Origin of the sequence: Haloactinospora alba, assembly GCF_006717075.1 — a bacterium.
GTDB classification, from domain to species: Bacteria; Actinomycetota; Actinomycetes; order Streptosporangiales; family Streptosporangiaceae; genus Haloactinospora; species Haloactinospora alba.
The window spans coordinates 2398540-2416966 of record NZ_VFQC01000001.1 but is presented as its reverse complement, the minus strand read 5'-3'; the positions used below and the strand labels follow the sequence as shown (position 1 = coordinate 2416966).

At 70.9% G+C, this 18427-nt stretch carries 19 protein-coding genes; 8 read left to right on the top strand and 11 right to left on the bottom strand.

What is annotated here, in order from left to right; all coding sequences use genetic code 11:
• Positions 1–128: 128 nt before the first annotated feature.
• Together FHX37_RS10865 and FHX37_RS10860 are read right to left on the bottom strand one after the other, a co-directional pair.
• The gene (locus FHX37_RS10865; protein ID WP_141923787.1) at positions 129–599 is read right to left on the bottom strand and encodes a hypothetical protein; all 471 of its coding nucleotides are present in this window, start codon (positions 597–599) and stop codon (positions 129–131) included.
• Positions 589–1182: an RNA polymerase sigma factor gene (locus tag FHX37_RS10860; protein WP_246062240.1), complete on the bottom strand. Its 594-nt coding sequence runs from the start codon at positions 1180–1182 to the stop codon at positions 589–591. The genes FHX37_RS10865 and FHX37_RS10860 overlap by 11 nt, the downstream gene beginning before the upstream one ends.
• A 210-nt stretch (positions 1183–1392) precedes the next feature.
• Here FHX37_RS10860 and FHX37_RS10855 point away from each other — a divergent pair, with 210 nt between their 5' ends.
• Positions 1393–1887: a DUF3145 domain-containing protein gene (locus FHX37_RS10855; protein ID WP_170181558.1), complete on the top strand. Its 495-nt coding sequence runs from the start codon at positions 1393–1395 to the stop codon at positions 1885–1887.
• A 30-nt stretch (positions 1888–1917) separates the two neighbouring features.
• Here the strand turns inward: FHX37_RS10855 and FHX37_RS10850 are convergent, their stop codons facing one another.
• From FHX37_RS10850 to FHX37_RS10825, 6 genes are all read right to left on the bottom strand, one after another.
• Positions 1918–2406 (bottom strand): DUF1707 SHOCT-like domain-containing protein, encoded by a 489-nt coding sequence (locus FHX37_RS10850; RefSeq protein WP_141923786.1) that lies wholly within the window; start codon positions 2404–2406, stop codon positions 1918–1920.
• A gap of 32 nt (positions 2407–2438) precedes the next feature.
• A complete protein-coding gene (locus FHX37_RS10845; RefSeq protein WP_141925190.1) occupies positions 2439–2858 on the bottom strand; it encodes a DUF1707 SHOCT-like domain-containing protein in 420 nt (139 codons plus the stop codon).
• A 290-nt stretch (positions 2859–3148) separates the two neighbouring features.
• Positions 3149–4156 (bottom strand): ATP-grasp domain-containing protein, encoded by a 1008-nt coding sequence (locus FHX37_RS10840; protein ID WP_141925189.1) that lies wholly within the window; start codon positions 4154–4156, stop codon positions 3149–3151.
• 227 nt (positions 4157–4383) lie between these two features.
• Positions 4384–5016, bottom strand: coding sequence for an HAD family hydrolase (locus FHX37_RS10835; protein ID WP_141923785.1), 633 nt, complete (start codon positions 5014–5016; stop codon positions 4384–4386).
• 158 nt (positions 5017–5174) lie between these two features.
• Entirely contained in the window at positions 5175–5711 is a 537-nt protein-coding gene (locus FHX37_RS10830; RefSeq protein WP_141923784.1) for a YbhB/YbcL family Raf kinase inhibitor-like protein, read from the bottom strand.
• A 196-nt stretch (positions 5712–5907) separates the two neighbouring features.
• Positions 5908–6633 (bottom strand): PIG-L deacetylase family protein, encoded by a 726-nt coding sequence (locus FHX37_RS10825; protein ID WP_141923783.1) that lies wholly within the window; start codon positions 6631–6633, stop codon positions 5908–5910.
• Positions 6634–6918: 285 nt separating this feature from the next.
• On the opposite strand from FHX37_RS10825, the gene FHX37_RS10820 reads away from it, so the two are divergent.
• Together FHX37_RS10820 and FHX37_RS10815 are read left to right on the top strand one after the other, a co-directional pair.
• Positions 6919–8103, top strand: coding sequence for a low temperature requirement protein A (locus FHX37_RS10820; RefSeq protein WP_141923782.1), 1185 nt, complete (start codon positions 6919–6921; stop codon positions 8101–8103).
• A gap of 9 nt (positions 8104–8112) precedes the next feature.
• Entirely contained in the window at positions 8113–9300 is a 1188-nt protein-coding gene (locus tag FHX37_RS10815) for a low temperature requirement protein A (protein WP_141923781.1), read from the top strand.
• Positions 9301–9352: 52 nt separating this feature from the next.
• Here the strand turns inward: FHX37_RS10815 and FHX37_RS10810 are convergent, their stop codons facing one another.
• The 3 genes from FHX37_RS10810 to FHX37_RS10800 form a co-directional block, all read right to left on the bottom strand.
• Complete coding sequence (locus tag FHX37_RS10810) at positions 9353–9964, bottom strand: TetR family transcriptional regulator (RefSeq protein ID WP_141923780.1); 612 nt, start codon at positions 9962–9964, stop codon at positions 9353–9355.
• A complete protein-coding gene (locus tag FHX37_RS10805; protein ID WP_141923779.1) occupies positions 9957–10970 on the bottom strand; it encodes an aldo/keto reductase in 1014 nt (337 codons plus the stop codon). The genes FHX37_RS10810 and FHX37_RS10805 overlap by 8 nt, the downstream gene beginning before the upstream one ends.
• 259 nt (positions 10971–11229) lie before the next feature.
• Positions 11230–12915, bottom strand: coding sequence for a putative PEP-binding protein (locus FHX37_RS10800; RefSeq protein WP_141923778.1), 1686 nt, complete (start codon positions 12913–12915; stop codon positions 11230–11232).
• 101 nt (positions 12916–13016) lie between these two features.
• On the opposite strand from FHX37_RS10800, the gene FHX37_RS10795 reads away from it, so the two are divergent.
• The 5 genes from FHX37_RS10795 to FHX37_RS10775 all read left to right on the top strand — a co-directional run bounded on the left by FHX37_RS10795 (position 13017) and on the right by FHX37_RS10775 (position 18418).
• Complete coding sequence (locus tag FHX37_RS10795; protein ID WP_141923777.1) at positions 13017–13778, top strand: DeoR/GlpR family DNA-binding transcription regulator; 762 nt, start codon at positions 13017–13019, stop codon at positions 13776–13778.
• 72 nt (positions 13779–13850) lie between these two features.
• The gene (locus FHX37_RS10790; protein ID WP_246062239.1) at positions 13851–15416 is read left to right on the top strand and encodes a glycoside hydrolase family 32 protein; all 1566 of its coding nucleotides are present in this window, start codon (positions 13851–13853) and stop codon (positions 15414–15416) included.
• Between the two features lie 67 nt (positions 15417–15483).
• Positions 15484–16431 carry a 1-phosphofructokinase family hexose kinase gene (locus FHX37_RS10785; RefSeq protein ID WP_141923776.1) on the top strand — a complete coding sequence of 316 codons (948 nt, stop codon included), beginning with the start codon at positions 15484–15486 and terminating at the stop codon, positions 16429–16431.
• A 2-nt stretch (positions 16432–16433) separates the two neighbouring features.
• Complete coding sequence (locus tag FHX37_RS10780) at positions 16434–16892, top strand: PTS sugar transporter subunit IIA (RefSeq protein WP_141923775.1); 459 nt, start codon at positions 16434–16436, stop codon at positions 16890–16892.
• Positions 16889–18418 carry a PTS fructose transporter subunit IIC gene (locus tag FHX37_RS10775; RefSeq protein ID WP_141923774.1) on the top strand — a complete coding sequence of 510 codons (1530 nt, stop codon included), beginning with the start codon at positions 16889–16891 and terminating at the stop codon, positions 18416–18418. Before FHX37_RS10780 ends, FHX37_RS10775 begins: the two co-directional genes overlap by 4 nt.
• Positions 18419–18427 lie beyond the last annotated feature (9 nt).

Here is an 18427-nt window from a genome sequence, read left to right as displayed (position 1 = left end):
GCGGGGCGGAGAGGAGGTCCGGCCCACAGCAGTGATAACACTCCGGAATTCCTTCTACACGAAGCGTTTCCGCGACGTGTCAACGTCGCGCCGGGGGTATGGCGACCCCGACAGTGCCACCGGCGCGGTTACACGGTGATCCACCGGGTCGCGACCATAGGGCCGCCCGGTGGCAGCACCAGCAGGCTGAGCGGCCCCCGCGCGAGGCCCCGTGCCGTGAAAGCACCGTCGGGGTCCACGGGATGGCTGCTCGTGCTGTCCGCGCGCTGCAGTAGGACGGGGGAGTCCGGGGCGGGCGTGACGCGTCCGACGACATCCCGCTGCCCGTCGAACGCGACGATCTCCAACCGGACCGTGACAGTGGAGTCGTGGAACCACGCGTAGCGCGTGTCCGTGAGGGCGGACGTCTCCCGCAACCCGCCTGCGGGGCAGTCCGCCGAGTCCTCCTCCAACTCGGCGAGGAGCGCACCGTGCCGGCGGTTCGAGCTCAGCGCCCGGGCGGTGGCGCGGATCTCGTCGGTCGTGGGTTCCGGCGCGGCGTGGGCGCGCCGGAGCTCCTCCATGAACAGCGCGTCCTCGACTGCGTCCTCATCGGACATATCCTGACCCTTTCCGCTGGTCGTTCGACGTGAGGATCCGGCGTAGCCGCCGCCGCGCGCGGCGGCGCACAGTGGGAACCTCCCGCTGCGGCAATCCGGTGAACTCCGCCACGTCACTCGCGGGAGAGCGGGGAGCGTGCAGGTCCAGGGCGGCCACGGTCCGGTCCGGCTCGCCCAGCTGGGTTATGGCCCCGTGTACCCGGCGGGCCGTCTCAGCGTCCAGATGCAACGTTTCGGGGCTGTGATGGTCGACGGCGTCGAGCTGGGCGGGGTCGGCGGGAGTGACGCGGCGGCTCAGACGCAGCTGTTTGCGGCACTCGTCGTGTGCCGTGGAAGCGAGCCAGGCGCCGATCCGGTCGGGGGAACGTATGCGGGCGAGATGGTCGGAGAGGCGGAACCACACCGTCTGCTCCGCGTCCTGGGCGTCGTGGGTGGAGAGGCCGTAGGAACGCACCACCGCACGGACCCTGCGGACGTAGCGGCCGATGAGGGACTCCCACGCTGCGGGATCCCCTCCCTCCAGGGCACGTTTGACCAGTTCGCCGGTTGGGACGTCTCCGTCGGGCTGGTCTCGCACCCGCACCCCCAGTAGGATCTCGGTTCACGTCTATATGCAGGAGCACGTTAGCCTTTTTCATCGCCCTACGCCGGGGAAACGCCGGATTCGGTCGGTGCCTCTGGTGCCCGTGGGGGGCATGGGGCACAATGGGGTGCGAAGAGTACCCAATACGGACAGCTCCTCTGCCGGTACGAGGGCGTCGGGGAAGCGCACTCGTTCGTATCAGGAGGTTCAGTGTCCGCACGCGGCGTCTTGTACGTACACTCCGCTCCTGCGGCGCTGTGCCCGCATGTCGAATGGGCGGTCGCCGGGGTGATGGGTGTACCCGTGCGACTCGAGTGGACAGCCCAGCCGGCCGCCCCGGGAGTGCAACGTTCCGAGCTGAACTGGCAGGGCACGCCGGGTGTGTCCGGCGCCATCGCCTCCGCGCTGAACGGTTGGCAGAAGCTTCGCTTCGAGGTGACCGAGGAGGCGACGCCCGGATGCGACGGGGTGCGTTACAGCTACACCCCCGCACTGGGCATCTTCACCGCCGTCACGAGCGCGGCGGGGGAGGTCATGGTCTCCGAGTCCCGGCTGCGTGCGGCGATGGAGAGCGCGGCGGCGCACGGGACCGACCTCGCCGAGGAACTCGACCGGCTCACCGGCCGTGTGTGGGACGAGGAACTCGAACCGTTCCGCCACGCCGGGGAGGGCGCCCCGGTGCGTTGGTTGCACGCCGCCGGCTGACTCCTCCGGCGGCGGGAGGGGACACGTCCGTCACGGGTCGTCGCTGTCCGGACGCTCCAACGGGGAACGCTGCTCGCTCCCGTCGAGGTACGTTCCGCCGACCGCTCCCGCCAGCGTGAACATGAACATGAAACCGATGGGGATCAGCGGCCAGAACGGCAGCAGCTCACCGGAGATCACGCTCGTTACACCCCAGATCCCCACCAGGATGACGGAGATCGCCGCGAGACCGCGCCACGGTTCCAGCCGCTGCCGCCACCGTTCCTGGCGTTCGTCGGAAACCTCCTGCCCCGCCTCCGACTCGGTTCTCGGGGCTGGCGGCGGTGGAGCGGGAAGGTCGCTGGTGAGCGGAGCGAGGTCGCGCATGACAACGGCACGCATGGCGCGGTCCAGACGCTCGTGGTACTCGTCCAGCGTCAGCCGCCCTTCCTGGAAGGCGTACGTCAGGCGTTCGGTGACGGCATCGCGGTCGATGTCGCCGGCGCGCATGAGGTCGGGCGGTACTTGTTCCTCGTCCATACTCGCCTTCCGTCCCCCGAACCGGACGGCGTTTATCTCCGACTGCCGGAACTCTCGTCCGGCCAGATGGCAGCCGCCACCAGGATCGCTGCCCAGATTCCGAGCGGAACCAGCGGCCAGAACGGCAGCAGTGCTCCGCCCATGATGCTGGTTACCCCCCATATTCCCGTCATGATGACCGCTCCACCGAGCCACCACCGCCACTCGTCGATCCAGTCCTTCCACGGTGAGACGAAACCGGACTGGTCCGCGGTGGCCAGTTCCCTGTCGGACTCCTCGGGTTCCGGAGGCTCGGGAAGGTCAGCCGATAGTTTCCATAGCTGGCCCAGAACGGTTGCGTTCATCGCCGCGTCCAGGCGCTGCTCGTACTCCGTCACGCCGAGCCGGCCTTCCTGAAGGGCGATCGCGAGACGTTCGGCTGTGGCGTCCCGGTCAGCGTCCGAGGCGCGCATGCGGTTTTCCGGGACCTGTTCCTCGCTCAACGTCCCACCCCCTACCGCACGATGCTGGGGAATTTCACGATACGTCCCGCCTTCGTACGAGAAAAGCGCCGCGTCAGAACCGCGCCGTCGTGACGAGTCCGCCACGCAGCAGGGCGCACCGTTACGTCCTCTTCTCGACAGGGTTCTTTCCGCTAGCGACGCTGCCTATCCATGACCACTATCCAGGAAATGTCTGGATAAATTTCCGGATCTCTGGCGGACGGGTCCGCGATCCCGACAACCGCCCGGGGCGGTGCCGGTTACGTCAGGCTTCCCACGTCCGCCGGACGCGCGGTCCGCGGCGTTTCCGCTCCCGGGACGATGCCACAGGCGGAGAACTCCTCCTCGGTGAGGAACTCCTCGGTGCAGCGCCGCACCATCACCACACCCGAGCGCCACGTGTCGCGCAACCGCGGTCCGTGGTGCCTCGCCTGCAGAATCAGCCCCGCGATCTCGTCCACCCCGGCGGCCGCGGTTAGAGGGGCCGTGGAGGAGAACCGCGGGTTGATCTCGAAGATGCGGGGCTCACCGGAACCGTCCAGCGCGAGCTGAACGTTGAACGGCCCGTCGGCCCGCAGCTCGTGCTGGACAGCACGGCACACCTCGGACACCCGCGGGTGCTCGCGGGACACCGCGAACGTGGTGACCCCACGTTTCAGGACCACCTCCTTCGGAACCACCGCCTGCACGGTCCCGTCCCGCCAGCAGACCACGGACACGGTGAACTCGGTCCCGCCGATCCACTCCTGGACGACGGTGTTCTCCGGGGCATGCTCGCCACTGGCCGACAACCGCTCGTACTCCTCCGCCGTGGCGCACGTCCGGACCCCGCGGCTGCCACGTCCGGAGCGGGGCTTCACCACGAGCGGCGGCGCCGGAGAACCGAACCGTTCCCCGAACAGGCGGGTGGCCGGGACGGGGAGCCCGGCCGCCGCCAACCGTCGCATCAGCACGTACTTGTCCAGGCATGTCGCGACGAACTCGGCACGGGGGAGGAGCACGGCCATCCCCTTGTCCTCCAGTTCCCCGGCCGGAACCAGCTCCTCGTCGACCAACGGGACGAGCGCGCTGGCCTGCTCCCGTCGGCAGATGGCACGGAGCTCGGGCAGGAAAACACCGCTGTCCCCCGACGGGACCAGGTAGCTGCGGTCCGCCAGGTAGAGTCCCGGTGCTTCGGGATCGGTGTCGGTGGCGACGACGCGGAACCCGTGCCGGCGCAGGTGCAGGACCGTGGACGGCGTCGCGGCCGACCCGGCCGCGGTGACGATGACGGTGGACCGGTCGGGGAAATGTGCGGCGGACACGGTATGGGCTCCTCCGCTCGGGGTGAGGAATGCGCTGTTCTCAGAGTGAATACGGTCAACGCGCATGTACCGAGCGTAAACCCGCGATCCGCACATCGTGTGGGACAGCGGCCTCCGAGTGTCGGAGCGAGTGACCGGCTCCCCGCCGCCCGGGAACTACCCGAGCCGGGAGGCGGTGGGGAGGACACCGCTCACACGGGGCCCAGACGCTGGGTGAGGAACGACTCCAGCTCGCCGCTCCCGGTGAAACGGTGCGCGTCGATCCCCAACCGCAGAGCGGCCTGTACGTTCTCCTCGCGGTCGTCGACGAAGACACTGCGCTCGGGAGGGAGGTCCAACGCGTCGAGTACCCGGGTGTAGATCGCCGGATCGGGTTTGCAGATCCGAAGGTCGCAGCTGAAGAACTGCGCACGCAGGACGGACAGGGCGGGCGAACTCCGCAACGCGTTCGCGATCCCCGCGGGGGCGTTGGAGAGCAGCGCCACGTTGGCGCCGGTGGCGGCGGCCCGGTGGAGAAGGTCGACACTCTCGGGGGCGACGTGCAGCCACGAGCTCACGTCGGCCGCCCACAGCTCGTTCGTCCGGGACGTGTCCCATTCGGCGCCGGCCTGGTGGGCGACGCGGTCCCAGTACTCCACAGCCGTGAGCCCACCGTCGTAGCTGCGCCGCTGGTCCCAGTAGGCTGCCCAGAAGTCCGGGGCCGGTACGCCCGCGAGCCGTTCCAGCTCGGCCACTGCTTCCGGCGGCTGTGGCTGGGAGAGCACGCCTCCGTAGTCGAAGATGACCGTCGTGTCGGCGGGCGCCGCGGGAAGGGTTGTGTCCATGGCTGTTCACGTGGCCTTTCGGTGGGGTCTCAGGGGGTGGAGAACCGTTCCCTCCCGCGCGGGCAAGCAGGCCGGTCCGTGTTCCGAACGCCAGCGGTCTCCGGGCGGGGGGCGGTCCGGGGCCGTCGCCACGGGGACGGCCCCGGACACGTGTGCGCTCAGGCCAGTTCGAAGACCGGGGTGATCTCCCCGCGGCCCAGAGTGTGGAAGAACAGGTTGAATCCGAGGAACGCCGGGCTCGCGGAGTCGTCGATTCCCAACGACTCCACGTCCACCGCGTGGACCACGAACATGTAACGGTGCGGCCCGTGCCCGGGCGGCGGGGCGGCACCGATGTAGCGCTTGCTCCCGGCGTCGTTGCGCAGCGTGACCGCCCCGGCCGGAAGCCCCGTGCCGTTCTCGTCCCCGGCGCCGCGGACGAGCTCGGTGGTCGTCGCGGGAATGTCGCACACGGCCCAGTGCCAGAAACCGCTCGCGGTGGGGGCGTCCGGGTCGAGGCAGGTGACGGCGAAACTCCTGGTGCCCTCGGGGAAACCACTCCACGACAGTTGCGGGGACACGTCCTCCCCACCCGCTCCCATGATGCCGCTGACCTGGGAGTTCGGAAGAGTCTGGCCGTGGGTGACGTCGCTGCTGGTTACAGTGAACGACGGAACCTCGGGAAGGAAGTTGTACGGAGAGGGCGGTTGGGTCACGTTTTCCTCCTGACGTCGTTGCGGAACTGGAGAACCGCTCCCGACACTAAGCCCTGTTCGGCGCACGCGTGCGCGTCGCTCCGGCACCGCGCCGGCGGCGTCCCCGCCCTTCCGGCAGAGGCCGTGCCCCGCCTCGGCCCTGCCAGAGCGGAACCGGCCGCGCCGCCCGCCACGAACAGCATCCACCGAACAGGACCTAAGCGGTGTCGACGATCTGGAACACCTCGGCCATCCTCCCCTCGGCCAGACCACCGCGACGCGCGTGGGAGGCCAGTCCCTCGCGCAGTGACGCCTCTACACGCGGGAAGTCCGGGATCTGGCTCTCGTGCGCGGCGAGCGCCGCCATCTTGCGGTCGACCACGTCGGTGATGTCGGAGTAGTGGTTGGGTGAGGTCCCGTTGGACAACCACACTGTGGGGACGACCCACCCCGCCAGCCCCTCCTCGGATAGCAGCTCGGGGTGTGCGTGCGGGTTGCGCGCGTCCGGATAGACGGCGTTGATCGCTGCCTCGCCCGTGGCGAGGTGGTCGGGGTGGCTGGGAGCGATCGCCTCCCAGTTGCGGTCCGGGCTGGGGATGATGGCCCGGTGCGGCCGTACCTGGCGAATGACCCGCGCGATGTCCCTCCGCAGCTCCAGGGTCGCCGTGAGGCGCCCGTCCGGGTAGCCCAGGAACCGGACGTCGTGCACCCCCACGGTCGCGGCGGCCGCCCGCTGCTCCGACCGCCGGAGCTCGGCCATGCTCGTTCCGTCCAGACTGCGGTCGTCGCCGCCCGCGTCCCCGTCGGTCACCATGAGGTAGGTGACGTCGATCCCGGTGCCGGTCCACAGCGCCACGGTCCCAGCGCACCCGAAGTCCACGTCGTCGGGGTGGGCCATGACCACCAGGGCCCGCTCGGTGCCGCTGTCGTTCGGCCGCGCCATAATCCACCTTGCCTTCGCTGTCGTCCGGGGGAGGGGATGCCCGTGCCGGGGTGCAGTCTAGCCAGGGCAGTGGCACGGAAACCCGCGGCCCGAGGGTCTCCGCGCCGGAGGAGAGCGTCGCCTCCTCGGAACCCGGCGCGGTGGCTCCTCCCGGCGCGGCTCCCGGCCTGGGGGCGAAGCCGCCCCGTTCCACGCGCAACCTCCTCCGGTCTCCGGCCACGGGCCGGGAGGAGACCGCGCGATGCGGTGATACGTCAGTGTGTGTTTAATTGCTAACTTTGTGTCATGCAACTCCGCTTCGGGCACGAGCCGGTGCTCCGTGACCGGCAGTCCAGCGAGGCGTCGGAGGTCGGGGCGATCGAGCTGTTCTTCGACCTCGTCTACGTCTTCGCCATCATCCAGCTCTCCCACTTCCTGCTGGACAGCCTGGACCCCGCCGGGATCGCACAGACCGCGGTGCTGTTCCTGGCCGTGTGGTGGGGGTGGAACTACACCGCCTGGGCCATGAACTGGTTGAACCCGCAGAACACCACGGTCCGGGTGCTGACGGCGTTCCTCATGCTGGCGGGGTTGGGAATGGCGGTGTCGCTGCCCGCGGCCTTCCAGGACGAGGCGCTCCTCTTCGCCGGGTCCTATATCTGTCTCCAGGTGGTGCGCACCGCTTTCATGGTCTGGGCGCTGCGCGGGCGGCAGCTGGGGGCGAACTTCGCCCATCTGCTGGCCTGGAACGTCCTCGCCGGGATCGTGTGGGTGGCGGGGGTGTTCGTCCCGGGGGAGTACCAGCTGTGGGTGTGGCTGCTCGCGGTGGTGATCGACTACGCGGCCCCGATCGCGAACTTCGCCGTGCCCGGTTTCGGGTCGGTGCCCATAACGTCGTGGCCGCTGCACCGCGAACACCTCGCCGAACGCAACCGGCTCGTCTTCATCATCGCACTGGGGGAGTCCATCCTGATCATGGGCTTCACCCTGGACGAGGTCGAACTGACGACTCCGGTCGTGCTCGCGACCATCATCGGTTTCCTCGGGCTGCTCCTGCTGTGGTGGAACTACTTCGGGTTCCGGTTCGAGGAGGAACGCTCCACCAACCCGGAGGCCGCGGAGCAGGCCGACATCGCACGCTCCGCCTTCGCCTATGCGCACGCGGTCATGATCGCCGGGGCGATCGTCCTCGCGGTGTCCATCGAACAGGTCACGGCGCACCCGATGGGCCACCCGGAACCGGCCGTGGTGGGGTGCGTGGTCGGCGGGCCGCTCCTGTACCTGCTGGGGAACCTGCTCTACATCCACGCCCGGACCCTGGCCATCGCCTGGTCGCGCCTGGTCGTGGCCGGGTTCCTGCTGGTACTGGCGGCGGTGGCCAGCGCCACCCACCTGCTGACGCCGCTCGCCCTGGCAGCACTGACCACCCTGTGCATGCTGGGTCTGGCCGTGTTCGCCAACCGCGTCCGTTCCCAGACCGCGGGTGCGTGAGTACCTTCCATGGACCGCGCGAATCCGCTGGCGCATCCGCTCTACCGCCCGATGCGGGCCCGCGACCCGGACGCGAGGCGCGGCCAGACACCGCTGGAGCTGCTGTTCGACCTGGCGTTCTCCACCGCCTCCGGGTTCGCCGCCGTGCAGTTGACCCGCAGCCTCACCACCGGCGGGTGGGGGCAGGCGGTGCTGGGGTTCGCGATGGTGTTCTTCGCGATCTGGTGGGCCTGGCTGAACTTCAGTTGGCACGCCTCGGCCTACGACACCGACGACGGTGTGACGTGGACGGTCACCACGCTTCAGATCCTGGGGGCGTGCGTGCTGGCGGCCGGAGTCCCCGCGGCCCTCACCGAACGGGACTTCGCCGTGATCACGTTCGGCTACGCGGTGATGCGGCTGCCTCTGGCGGCGCAGTGGTGCCGGGCCGCGGTCGGTGACCCGTCGCGGCGGGTGACGTGCCTGCGTTACGCCGTCGGCCTTCTGGTGCTCCAGGTGGTGTGGCTGACGCGGTTGGCGCTACCGGAACAGTGGCTCTCACCCGCGTTCCTCGTGCTCGTTGCGGCGGAACTCGCCGTGCCCTTCTGGGCCCAGCGCCGCGGTCGGATCCCCACCAACCCCGCCCACATGGCGGGACGGTACGGACGTTTCACTCTCACGGTCGCCGCGCAGGTCGTCGCCGCCGCCATCCACGCCGTCCAGTTGGGCGTCGCCGACGGGCCGCCACGCGCCTCTCTCGTTGCTGTGGCGGTCCTCGCCGTGACCACTGTCATCCCCCTTCTGTGGCTCTACCACGCCCTGCCGCACGCGGAGCTGGCCAGCGGCCCCCACCGGCGGCTCTGGGAGTACGGGCACTACCTGGTCGTGGGCGCCGTCGGCGCCGTGGGGGCCGGGGCCCGTTTCCTGGCTGAGACCGTTTCCTCGCCCGAGACGGCCGTGCGTCCGTCCGACGCCTCCCCGCTGGTGGCCGCGGCCGCCGTGGTCGTGTTCTCCCTCTGGCTCGTCTGCGTGCTTCCCGCCGGCCGAGGGGTCCCGGGGTGGGCGCGAGGCCGCTACCCGCTCTGCGCGCTGCTGCTCGCCCTCACACCGGTGGTCCTGCCGGGCCCCCTGTGGGCGGCCGCCACCGCCGTCGTGCTCCTTCTGGTCCTGGGGGCTTTCGAGGGACTCACGACGCGTACCGCGACCGGCACCTCGTGAGAGACCGGGGCGGGACCGCTCCCGTGGGCAGGCGCCCCGGCCGGGGCGCGTTTCACTCCCCTGAGGTGGTGGGTGCCGACCGGGTGGCGAGCCCGTGCAGCAGCAGGGCCCAGACCTCCTCGAACTCGGCGTCGATGCCGGGCTCCTCCCAGGCAGACACGTGCACCGGGTCGTGGAACCGGCTGGTGGCCGACAGCACCGCCCGGGCGGCCGCCTCGGGCTCCCGCACCGCGAACTCCCCGCGGGCCCTGCCGTCGGCGACGATCCGGGTGACCATCCGGGCCAGCGTTTCGAGGTGCTCGTCCACCACCCCGCGCGACTCCAGAGCCAGCTTGTGGTACGTGGTGAACAGTTCCGGGTCCTCCCGGGCCATCCGGCGTTTCGTCGTGCTGAGGCACTCCAGCCACCGCCGCAGTCGCGGGGCGGCCTCCTCCCGTTCGTCCTCGACGATGGGGCGCAGGGGCGCGCAGACACCCTCCAACCAGCGCTGCGCCACGGCGTCGCGCAGCGCGGCCTTGGTCGGGAAGTGGCGGTAGACGCTGCCGTGGCTCACCCCCAGCGCCCGGGCGACGTCCACGACGGTCGTCTTGTCCGGGCCGAAACGGCGCAGGGTTTCCTCCGCCGCCTCGAGGATCCGTTGCGGGGTCAGCGGCGCGTTACTCATCCCGACCCGCAGCGCGTTCGCTGTCGAGGAGAGCCATCTGGGCGACGTCGTAACGCTCGCCCGCCGCGGCCCCGCTGGGAACGGCCCGTTCGATCTCCGCGAGGTCCCGCGGTGTCAGCTCCACGTCCAGCGCCCGCAACGCCTCGGTCAGCCGGTCGCGGCGGCGCGCCCCGACAAGCGGGACGATGTCCGCACCGCGGGACAGCGCCCACCCGATGGCGACCTGGGAGACACGAGCGCCCTTGGCGTCGGCGACACCGCGCAGCGCCTCCACCAGGGCGAGGTTGTGCTCCAGGTTCTCGCCGGCGAAACGGGGGATGTGGCTGCGGGCGTCCTGGGTCCAGGCCGCGCGTTCCCTGCTCCAGTCCCCGGACAGCAGCCCCCGGGAGAGGACGCCGTAGGCGGTGGTCCCGATGCCGAGTTCCCGGCAGGCCGGCAGGATCTCCTCCTCGATCCCGCGCGAGAGCAGCGAGTACTCGATCTGCAGGTCGGCGATCGGGTGTACCGCGGCCGCGCGGCGGATCGTCTCGGGCCCCACCTCGGACAGCCCGACGTGGCGGACGTAACCGGCTTCGACCATCTCCGCGATGGCACCCACGGTGTCCTCGATGGGAACGGACGGATCCAGGCGGGCGGGCCGGTAGACGTCGACGTAGTCGGTCCCCAGGCGGCGCAGGCTCTGGGCGAGGAAGTTCTTCACCGATTCCGGGCGGCCGTCGACACCGACGAAACCACCGGCGGGGTCGCGCAGCGCTCCGAACTTGACACTGATCCGCAGCTGCTCCCGGTCGTGTCCGCGCAGAGCCCTGCCCAGCAGTAGTTCGTTGTGGCCACTCCCGTAGAAGTCCCCCGTGTCCAGGAGGGTGACACCGCTGCCGATGGCGGCGTCGATCGTGGCGAGGCTCTCGGACTCGTCCGCGGAGCCGTAGAAGTCGGACATGCCCATCAGGCCGAGGCCGAGGGCGGAAACCCGGGGGCCGGTATCCCCCAATGTGCGGTGGTGCATACCTTCATTGTCATGGATGGAATGACAGATATCAAACTCTGTAATCAGATTAACCGGTGGGGCGTTGTGGGCGGAGGTTCGGTGCGTCGGCAGCGGGGAGGAGGAAACAACGGGGAAGGGAGCCGTACCGGGTGAGGTGGTTCCGCTTCCGGGGCGGCCGAACGGCGGGCCGGGAGTGAACGGTCCACCGGCGGCGACAGTGCGGTGCCGCGCGGCGTCCTCTCTCCCACCCACCGGAGAGAGGACGCCGGTGACCGTGTCACTCCTGTGTCGCGGACGGGGTGAGGGCGGCGCGGGCACGGCGCCGCGCGGCGTCCGGACCGGTAGCGCTGAGCGCGTCGCGGGCGGCCCGCTCGTGGTCGTCGTGCGTGTGCTGCGCCAGGGCGTGGGATACGGCGGGGGCCGCGGACACCGCCATGGACAGCCCGGTCACGCCCAACCCCGCGAGAACCCCCGCGAGCAGGGGGTCGGCCGCGGCCTCCCCGCAGACACCCACGTAACTGTCGTGGTCCCGGCCGGCGCGGGCGAGTTCGGCGACGGCCCGCAGCAACGCGGGCTGCCACGGGTCGTTCAGTCTCGCCAGGGAACCGGACAACCGGTCCGCCGCGAACATGTACTGCGCGAGGTCGTTGGTTCCGACGCTCAGGAAGTCCACCGCCTCGAGCAGGTCGGGCCCCGACATCACCGCCGCCGGCGTCTCCACCATGACCCCGGCTCGCGGGTGGCCGGCGGCGCGGGCGCGTTCGGCGAACCAGGCGGCCTCCTCGGGTGTGGCCACCATGGGAGCCATCACGGCGACCTCCGCTCCGGTGTCCGCCGCCGCGCCGGCGATCGCCGCCAACTGGCGCTCCACCAGCCCGGGGCGGTCCGCGGCGAGACGCAGGCCGCGCACCCCCAGGGCGGGGTTCGGCTCGCCGGTCATGTCGAGGAAGGGCAAGGGTTTGTCGGCACCGGCGTCCAGGGTGCGGACGACGACCGGCTTTCCCTCCAGCGGAGCCAGGATCTCCCGGTAGGCGGCCCGTTGCGTGTCCTCGTCGGGTTCGGTCGCGGCCTCCAGGAAGCAGAACTCGGTACGGAGAAGCCCGCAGCCCGCCATCCCGAGATCGGCAGCGGAACGGGCGTCGGCCGCGGAGCCGACGTTGGCCAGGAGGGCGACCGGGTGGCCGTCGGCCGTTGCGCCCGCAGCGACCTGGTGGTCGGGACGGGGCCGGGCCGCTGGGGCGGCCGGAGGGGCGTGGTCCAACAGTTCCACCTCTCCCGTCTCGCCGTCCACGCTGGCACCCGCGACGTCGGCACCGGCGGCACCGGGTGCGGCGACGACCGCGGGTATCCCCAGCGACCGGGCCAGGATCGCGGTGTGGCTGGTCGGGCCGCCCTCTTCCGTCACCAGTGCCAGTACCAGGGAGGGGTCCAGGTCAGCGGTGTCGGCCGGAGCCAGGTCCCGGGCCACGAGCACGCTGGGACCGGTGATCTCCGGTACTCCCGGAGCGGCCTCCCCGGCGAGCTCGGCGATGATCCGGTCGCGGACGTCGCGGATGTCCCGGGCGCGCTGGGCGAGGTAGTCGCCGCTCGCGGCCAGTGTCGAGGCGAAGTACCCGGCCGCCTCGTGCACCGCCCGTCCGGCCGGCAGCCCGCGTTCGGTGACGGCCTTCTCCGCCTCCGCCAGTAGCGCGGGATCGCTGGCCATGGCCGCCGTGGTGTCCAGGATCGCGCGCGTCTCCCCTGTGGCCGCCGGCCGTTCCCGCAGCGCGCGGGAGACGGCCTCGGCCGCTGGGCGGATGCGTGCCGCCTCGGCACCGGGGTCCTCCGGCGCTGGAGCGGGGCCCGGTTCGGCCGGAGGGTCGGCTACCCGGACGGCCGGTCCCAAGGCGCGGCCCGGGCTCACCGGGACACCGCGCAGGCGCTGTCCCGGTGCGGGGACCCGTTCTGCTGTTTCCACGGGCATGGAGTCCCTTCCTCGTGCTTTTCTCTGTGACCTGGATGACAACTCTGGCAAAACAAGGCAGAATCAGGCAACAACACAGATTTAATCGGAAGGAAACGGGCATGCATGGCGCGGAGCGGAGGCAGATGCTGGCGCAGCGGGCGCGGCGTGACGGGCGGATCGACGTGTCGGCCGCGGCCGAGGAGTTCGGTGTGGCACCGGAGACGCTCCGGCGGGACCTGAGCGCACTGGAACGCCAGGGTGTGGTGCGGCGTGTCTACGGCGGTGCGATCCCCGTCGAGCGTCTGGACTTCGAGCCCGGCGTGGCCACGCGGGACCAGACCAACGCCGCGGCGAAGGAACGCATCGCCCGGGCGGCGGTGGACCTGCTGCCCACGCGCGGCACGGTCCTGCTGGACGCCGGAACGACCACAGCCCGCCTGGCCCGGCTGCTGCCCGAGGACCGGGAGCTCACGGTGGTGACGAACTCGCTTCCCGCGGCCAACCAGCTCTGCGCGCGGGCCAACTGCACCCTGTACCTGCTGGGAGGGCGGGTCCGCGGCACCACGCTGGCCTCGGTGGAGTCCTGGGCGCTGGACGTGCTGGACGGACTCACCGTCGACATCGGGTTCTTCGGCGCCAACGGGTTCTCGGTCAGCGGGGGAGGTACCACCCCCGAGCCCGCCGAGGCCGCCGTCAAGGCCGCCATGGTGCGCGCCTGCCGGCGGCGGGTGCTGCTCGTCGACCACAGCAAGTACGGAGACGACCAGTTCAGTCGGTTCGCCGCTCTCTCGGAGGTCGACACCGTCGTCACCGACAGCGGACTGGACGAGCACGCGCGGGAGGAACTGCAACGCGCCGACACCGAGGTGTCGGTCGCCTGAGTAACCAGCACGCGTCCGGCCGGGCCGACCCGCCAGCCGGCGTCCCCATCCCCTCACCCCCAGGAGGAGACATTGGAACCGCGACACAGTGACATCCCCCGGGCTTCCGGCGTGGGCCGGCGGCGTTTCCTGGGCGGAACCGGAACCCTGGTCGGGCTCGCCCTGACGGGCGCGTTCCTTCCCCCGTCCTCCGCCGCCGCCCTAGCCCAGGAGCGGACCACCGCGCGGTGGCGTCCACTGCTGCACTTCACACCGGAGCGCAACTGGATCAACGACCCCAACGGGTTGGTGTTCTTCCGCGGCGAGTACCACCTGTTCTTCCAGCACAACCCGGAAGGCCTGGACCACGCCAACATGAGCTGGGGCCACGCGGTCAGTAATGACCTGACGCGGTGGGAGGAACTCCCGGTCGCTCTCGAACCCGACGAGCTCGGCGAGATCTTCTCCGGCGGGGCCGTGGTGGACCACGACGACACCAGCGGGTTCTTCGGCGGAGGGGCCGGTCTGGTCGCGTTCTACACCAGCGCGGGGGAGGAGCAGCACCAGAGCGTCGCCTACAGCGCGGACCGGGGGCGAAGCTGGACCAAGTACGAGGGGAACCCGGTCATCCCGAACCCGGGAATCCCGGACTTCCGGGACCCGAAAGTGATCCGGCACGACCCCTCGGGGGCGTGGGTGCTCATGCTCGCCGCTGGTGACCGCATCATGTTCTACCGCTCCTCGAACCTGCGGGACTGGGAGCACGTCAGCGACTTCGGCTCCGAGCACGGCGCGCACGGCGGGGTGTGGGAGTGCCCCGAGCTGTTCGAGCTTCCGGTGGACAGCGACCCGGATACCACCCGCTGGGTCCTCGTGGTCAGCATCAACCCGGGCGGACCCGCCGGAGGGTCGGCCGTGCAGTACTTCACCGGGGACTTCGACGGCACCGCCTTCACCAGTGACGGGCCACCGCAGCGGGTGCTCTGGGCGGACGAGGGTTCCGACTTCTACGCCGCGCAGTCGTGGTCCGACGTTCCCGACCGGGACGGGCGGCGGCTGTGGGTCGCGTGGATGAGCAACTGGAACTACGCCGGCGACGTCCCCACCACGCCCTGGCGCGGAGCGATGACCCTGCCCCGCCAGCTCGGCCTGACCGGCACCGGAGCCGGGTACCGGCTCACCCAGCGGCCCGTCGACGAGCTCGAACGGCGGCGCACCGTCCGGCGGCGGTGGCACGGCACCGTGGAAGAGGGCCGGAACGAGCGGATCACCCGCGGAACCGCCCTCGACATCGACGTGGTCTTCCGCCTCCAAAGCGCCCTTTCCTTCGGTGTGGAGGTGCTGGCCGGCGCGAACTGCCGCACCCGCGTCGGCTACCGGCCCGACCGGGAGGAGATGTTCCTCGACCGCACCGCGCACGGCCGGGCCGAGGTCGAACCCGCCTTCCCGGCGGTGCACACCATGAGCCTGCGTCCGGAGGGCGACGTGGTCCGGATGCGGATCGTGGTGGACCGTTCGTGTGTCGAGGCGTTCGGCGGTTCCGGCGAGGCCGTGTTGAGCGACCTGGTGTTCCCCGACGAGGACGGGGAACAGGTGCGGCTTTTCGCTGAGGAGGGGGAGGTGCGTGTGGAGTCACTGTGCGTCCACGAACTGGACTGATGACGGACGGAACCCCACCCGAGGAAAGGTCACCATTGTTACGCCGCGTGCTGCGGGGCGGGACCGCATGATCGTCACCGTCACCCCGAACCCCAGCCTCGACCGCACCCTGGAACTACCCCGACTGGAACGGGGGGAGGTTGCGCGGTCCCACACCACCCACGCCCACCCCGGGGGGAAGGGGGTCAACGTCGCCCGGGCGCTGGCCCGCCACGAACACGCCGCACTGGCCCTGCTGCCCAGCGGCGGGTCGGCCGGCAGCGAACTCGCGCAGCTGCTGTCCGCCTGTGGTGTCACCACGACAACCGTGCCGAGCCAGGCACCCACCCGCAGCAACATAACGCTCGTCGAGAGCGACGGGACCGCCACCAAGATCAACGAACCCGGACCCGCCCTCATCCCGGCCGAGTCCGACGCTCTCTGCGATGCCGTCGACACGGCGCTGGACCGGTCCCCCCAGTGGCTCGTGGCAGCCGGAAGCCTGCCCGACGGGGCACCGGAGGAGCTGTACTCCCGCTTCGCGCGCATAGCCGCGGAGCACGACGTCCCCATCGCCCTGGACACCTCCGGGGAAACCCTGCGTGCCGCAGCGCAGCGGGGCGGTTTCGACCTGATCAAACCCAACCACGAGGAACTGCAGGAACTCGCCGGACGCGAGCTTCCCACCGTCGGTGAGGTGGTCACGGCGGCACGCCACATCATCCGGCGGGGCAACGGCGTCATCCTCGCCACGCTCGGCAGCCACGGCGTGCTCCGGGTGACCGCCGAGGAGAGCCAATGGGCCGGGGGAGCGGTCCGCAGCCCCCGCAGCACGGTCGGCGCCGGCGACTGCGCGCTGGCCGGTTACCTCGCCGGGGACCACCCGCCGCGGGAACGTCTGCGTCACGCCGCGGCGTGGGGGCGCGCCGCGGTCGAGCTACCCGGAACGACGGTCCCCGGCCCCGCGGACGTCGACACCGCGGCCGTCGACGTCCGCACCGACCTTCCGCCCACCCTTCCCATCAAGGAGCTGTGACCATGAGCGACCCATCCCCACTGACCACGGCGGACCTTGTCGCGCCACAACTGGACCTGACCGACCGGCAGGAGGTCATCCGCCACCTCGTGCGGTTGCTGCACGCGCAGGGACGCGTCACCGACGCCGAGGGATTCCTGGACGACGTGGCGGCACGTGAGGGGCAACTGGCCACGGGAATGCCCGGCCAGGTCGGGCTGCCGCACGCGCGTTCGGCGCACGTGCGCACCCCGAGCCTCGCGGTCGCGACCACACCGCACGGTGTGGACTTCCAGGGGCCGGACGGTCCGGCGCAGCTGGTCTTCCTCATCGCCGCCCCGGAGAGCGGCGAGCAGCACATGAACATCCTGTCCACCCTGGCCCGCAAACTCGTCCACGCCTCCTTCCGGGACGAGATCCGCGCTGCGAGCGGCCCGGAGGAGATCGCCTCCGTGGTCAACCGGGAGGTGGGGCAGGCATGAGGTTCGTCGCCGTGACATCGTGCCCGACCGGGATCGCGCACACCTACATGGCCGCCGAGGCGCTGGAGCAGGCGGCCCGGGACGCCGGCCACGAGATCCACGTCGAAACCCAGGGCGCCACCGGCGCCCAACCCCTCACGGCGCAGCAGATCGCCGACGCCGACGCCGTCATCTACGCGGCGGACCTGGAAGTGCGCGACAAGGAGCGTTTCGCCGGGAAACCGTCCACCGACGTGGGGGTGAAAGGCCCCATCCACGACGCCTCCGCCGTGCTCGACGCCGCGGTCGAGGCGGCCCGTACCGGGAGTGCCCCCTCCGCGGGGGAGCCCTCCCCGGAGGGCGGCGGTGGCGACGGTCTCGACTCCACCGGTGTCGGCGAACCTCCGGCGGCCTCCCCGGAGACCAAGGTCGCCTCGGGGGGAGGGGTAGGCACCCGGGTCCGGCAGTGGCTCATGACCGGCGTGTCCTACATGATCCCCTTCGTGGCGGCCGGTGGGATCATGATCGCACTCGGGTTCATGGTGGGCGGCTACGAGATCGCCGACACGGACCCCTCCACCGTCGTGGAGGACTTCACCCTCCTGTCCACCCAGAGCTGGGGGGCGTTGCTCTTCCACACCGGGTCGCTGACGTTCGAGTTCCTCGTGCCGGTCCTGGCGGGTTTCATCGCCTTCGCCATCGCCGACCGGCCCGGTCTGGTCCCCGGGGTCCTCGGAGGCGCCGTCGCCATCGCCACCGAAGCCGGCTTCCTCGGCGGTCTCGTCGCCGGTTTCCTCGCCGGTTTCCTCGCCCTGGGAATGTCCCGGATACCCGTCCCGGCCGCGGTACGCGGCATCATGCCCGTCGTGGTCACGCCGCTTGTGGCCGCCTTCGGTACCGGCCTGGTCATGTTCACCGTGCTCGGCCAGCCGCTGGCGAGCCTCATGGCGGTGCTCAGCGACTGGCTCGGAGCCCTCTCCGGAGGCAGCCTCCTCCTACTGGGTGCGGTCCTGGGCCTCATGATGTCCTTCGACATGGGCGGCCCCGTCAACAAGGCCGCCTACACCTTCGCCACAGCCGGGATCACCGCGGCCGGAGCCACGGCCCAGGCCGGTTCCACGGAGTTCACGATCATGGCCGCGACCATGGCCGGCGGTATGACACCCCCGCTCGGGCTGGCCCTGGCCACAGCCCTGCGCGCGCGGCTGTTCAGCGCGGCGGAGCGCCAGAACGGCAAGGCGGCGTGGCTGTTGGGCGCCTCGTTCATCACCGAAGGCGCCATCCCCTTCGCCGCCGCCGACCCGTTGCGGGTGATCCCCGCCCTCATGGCGGGTTCCGGAACAGCGGGAGCGCTGGTGGCCCTGTCCGGGTCGACACTGCGCGCGCCGCACGGCGGGGTCTGGGTGACGCCGCTCATCGGGCAGCCGCTGTTGTTCCTCGTGGCGGTCGCGGTCGGCAGCGCCGTGACAGCGGCAGCCGTCATCGGAACGAAGACCCTGGGGCATTCCCGCGAGGCCGCACCCGCCTCCGCCGCGGAGACCGTCTGACACCGTCGC

What these genes read in the sequence shown, in the direction of transcription:
- FHX37_RS10810 (WP_141923780.1), bottom strand. Translation starts at nt 9,964, where the DNA reads ATGAGTAACGCGCCGCTGACCCCGCAACGGATCCTCGAGGCGGCGGAG.
- FHX37_RS10800 (WP_141923778.1), bottom strand. Translation starts at nt 12,915, where the DNA reads ATGCCCGTGGAAACAGCAGAACGGGTCCCCGCACCGGGACAGCGCCTG.
- FHX37_RS10850 (WP_141923786.1), bottom strand. Translation starts at nt 2,406, where the DNA reads ATGGACGAGGAACAAGTACCGCCCGACCTCATGCGCGCCGGCGACATC.
- FHX37_RS10815 (WP_141923781.1), top strand. Translation starts at nt 8,113, where the DNA reads ATGGACCGCGCGAATCCGCTGGCGCATCCGCTCTACCGCCCGATGCGG.
- FHX37_RS10820 (WP_141923782.1), top strand. Translation starts at nt 6,919, where the DNA reads ATGCAACTCCGCTTCGGGCACGAGCCGGTGCTCCGTGACCGGCAGTCC.
- FHX37_RS10775 (WP_141923774.1), top strand. Translation starts at nt 16,889, where the DNA reads ATGAGGTTCGTCGCCGTGACATCGTGCCCGACCGGGATCGCGCACACC.
- FHX37_RS10780 (WP_141923775.1), top strand. Translation starts at nt 16,434, where the DNA reads ATGAGCGACCCATCCCCACTGACCACGGCGGACCTTGTCGCGCCACAA.
- FHX37_RS10825 (WP_141923783.1), bottom strand. Translation starts at nt 6,633, where the DNA reads ATGGCGCGGCCGAACGACAGCGGCACCGAGCGGGCCCTGGTGGTCATG.
- FHX37_RS10795 (WP_141923777.1), top strand. Translation starts at nt 13,017, where the DNA reads ATGCATGGCGCGGAGCGGAGGCAGATGCTGGCGCAGCGGGCGCGGCGT.
- FHX37_RS10835 (WP_141923785.1), bottom strand. Translation starts at nt 5,016, where the DNA reads ATGGACACAACCCTTCCCGCGGCGCCCGCCGACACGACGGTCATCTTC.
- FHX37_RS10845 (WP_141925190.1), bottom strand. Translation starts at nt 2,858, where the DNA reads ATGCGCGCCTCGGACGCTGACCGGGACGCCACAGCCGAACGTCTCGCG.
- FHX37_RS10805 (WP_141923779.1), bottom strand. Translation starts at nt 10,970, where the DNA reads ATGCACCACCGCACATTGGGGGATACCGGCCCCCGGGTTTCCGCCCTC.
- FHX37_RS10865 (WP_141923787.1), bottom strand. Translation starts at nt 599, where the DNA reads ATGTCCGATGAGGACGCAGTCGAGGACGCGCTGTTCATGGAGGAGCTC.
- FHX37_RS10785 (WP_141923776.1), top strand. Translation starts at nt 15,484, where the DNA reads ATGATCGTCACCGTCACCCCGAACCCCAGCCTCGACCGCACCCTGGAA.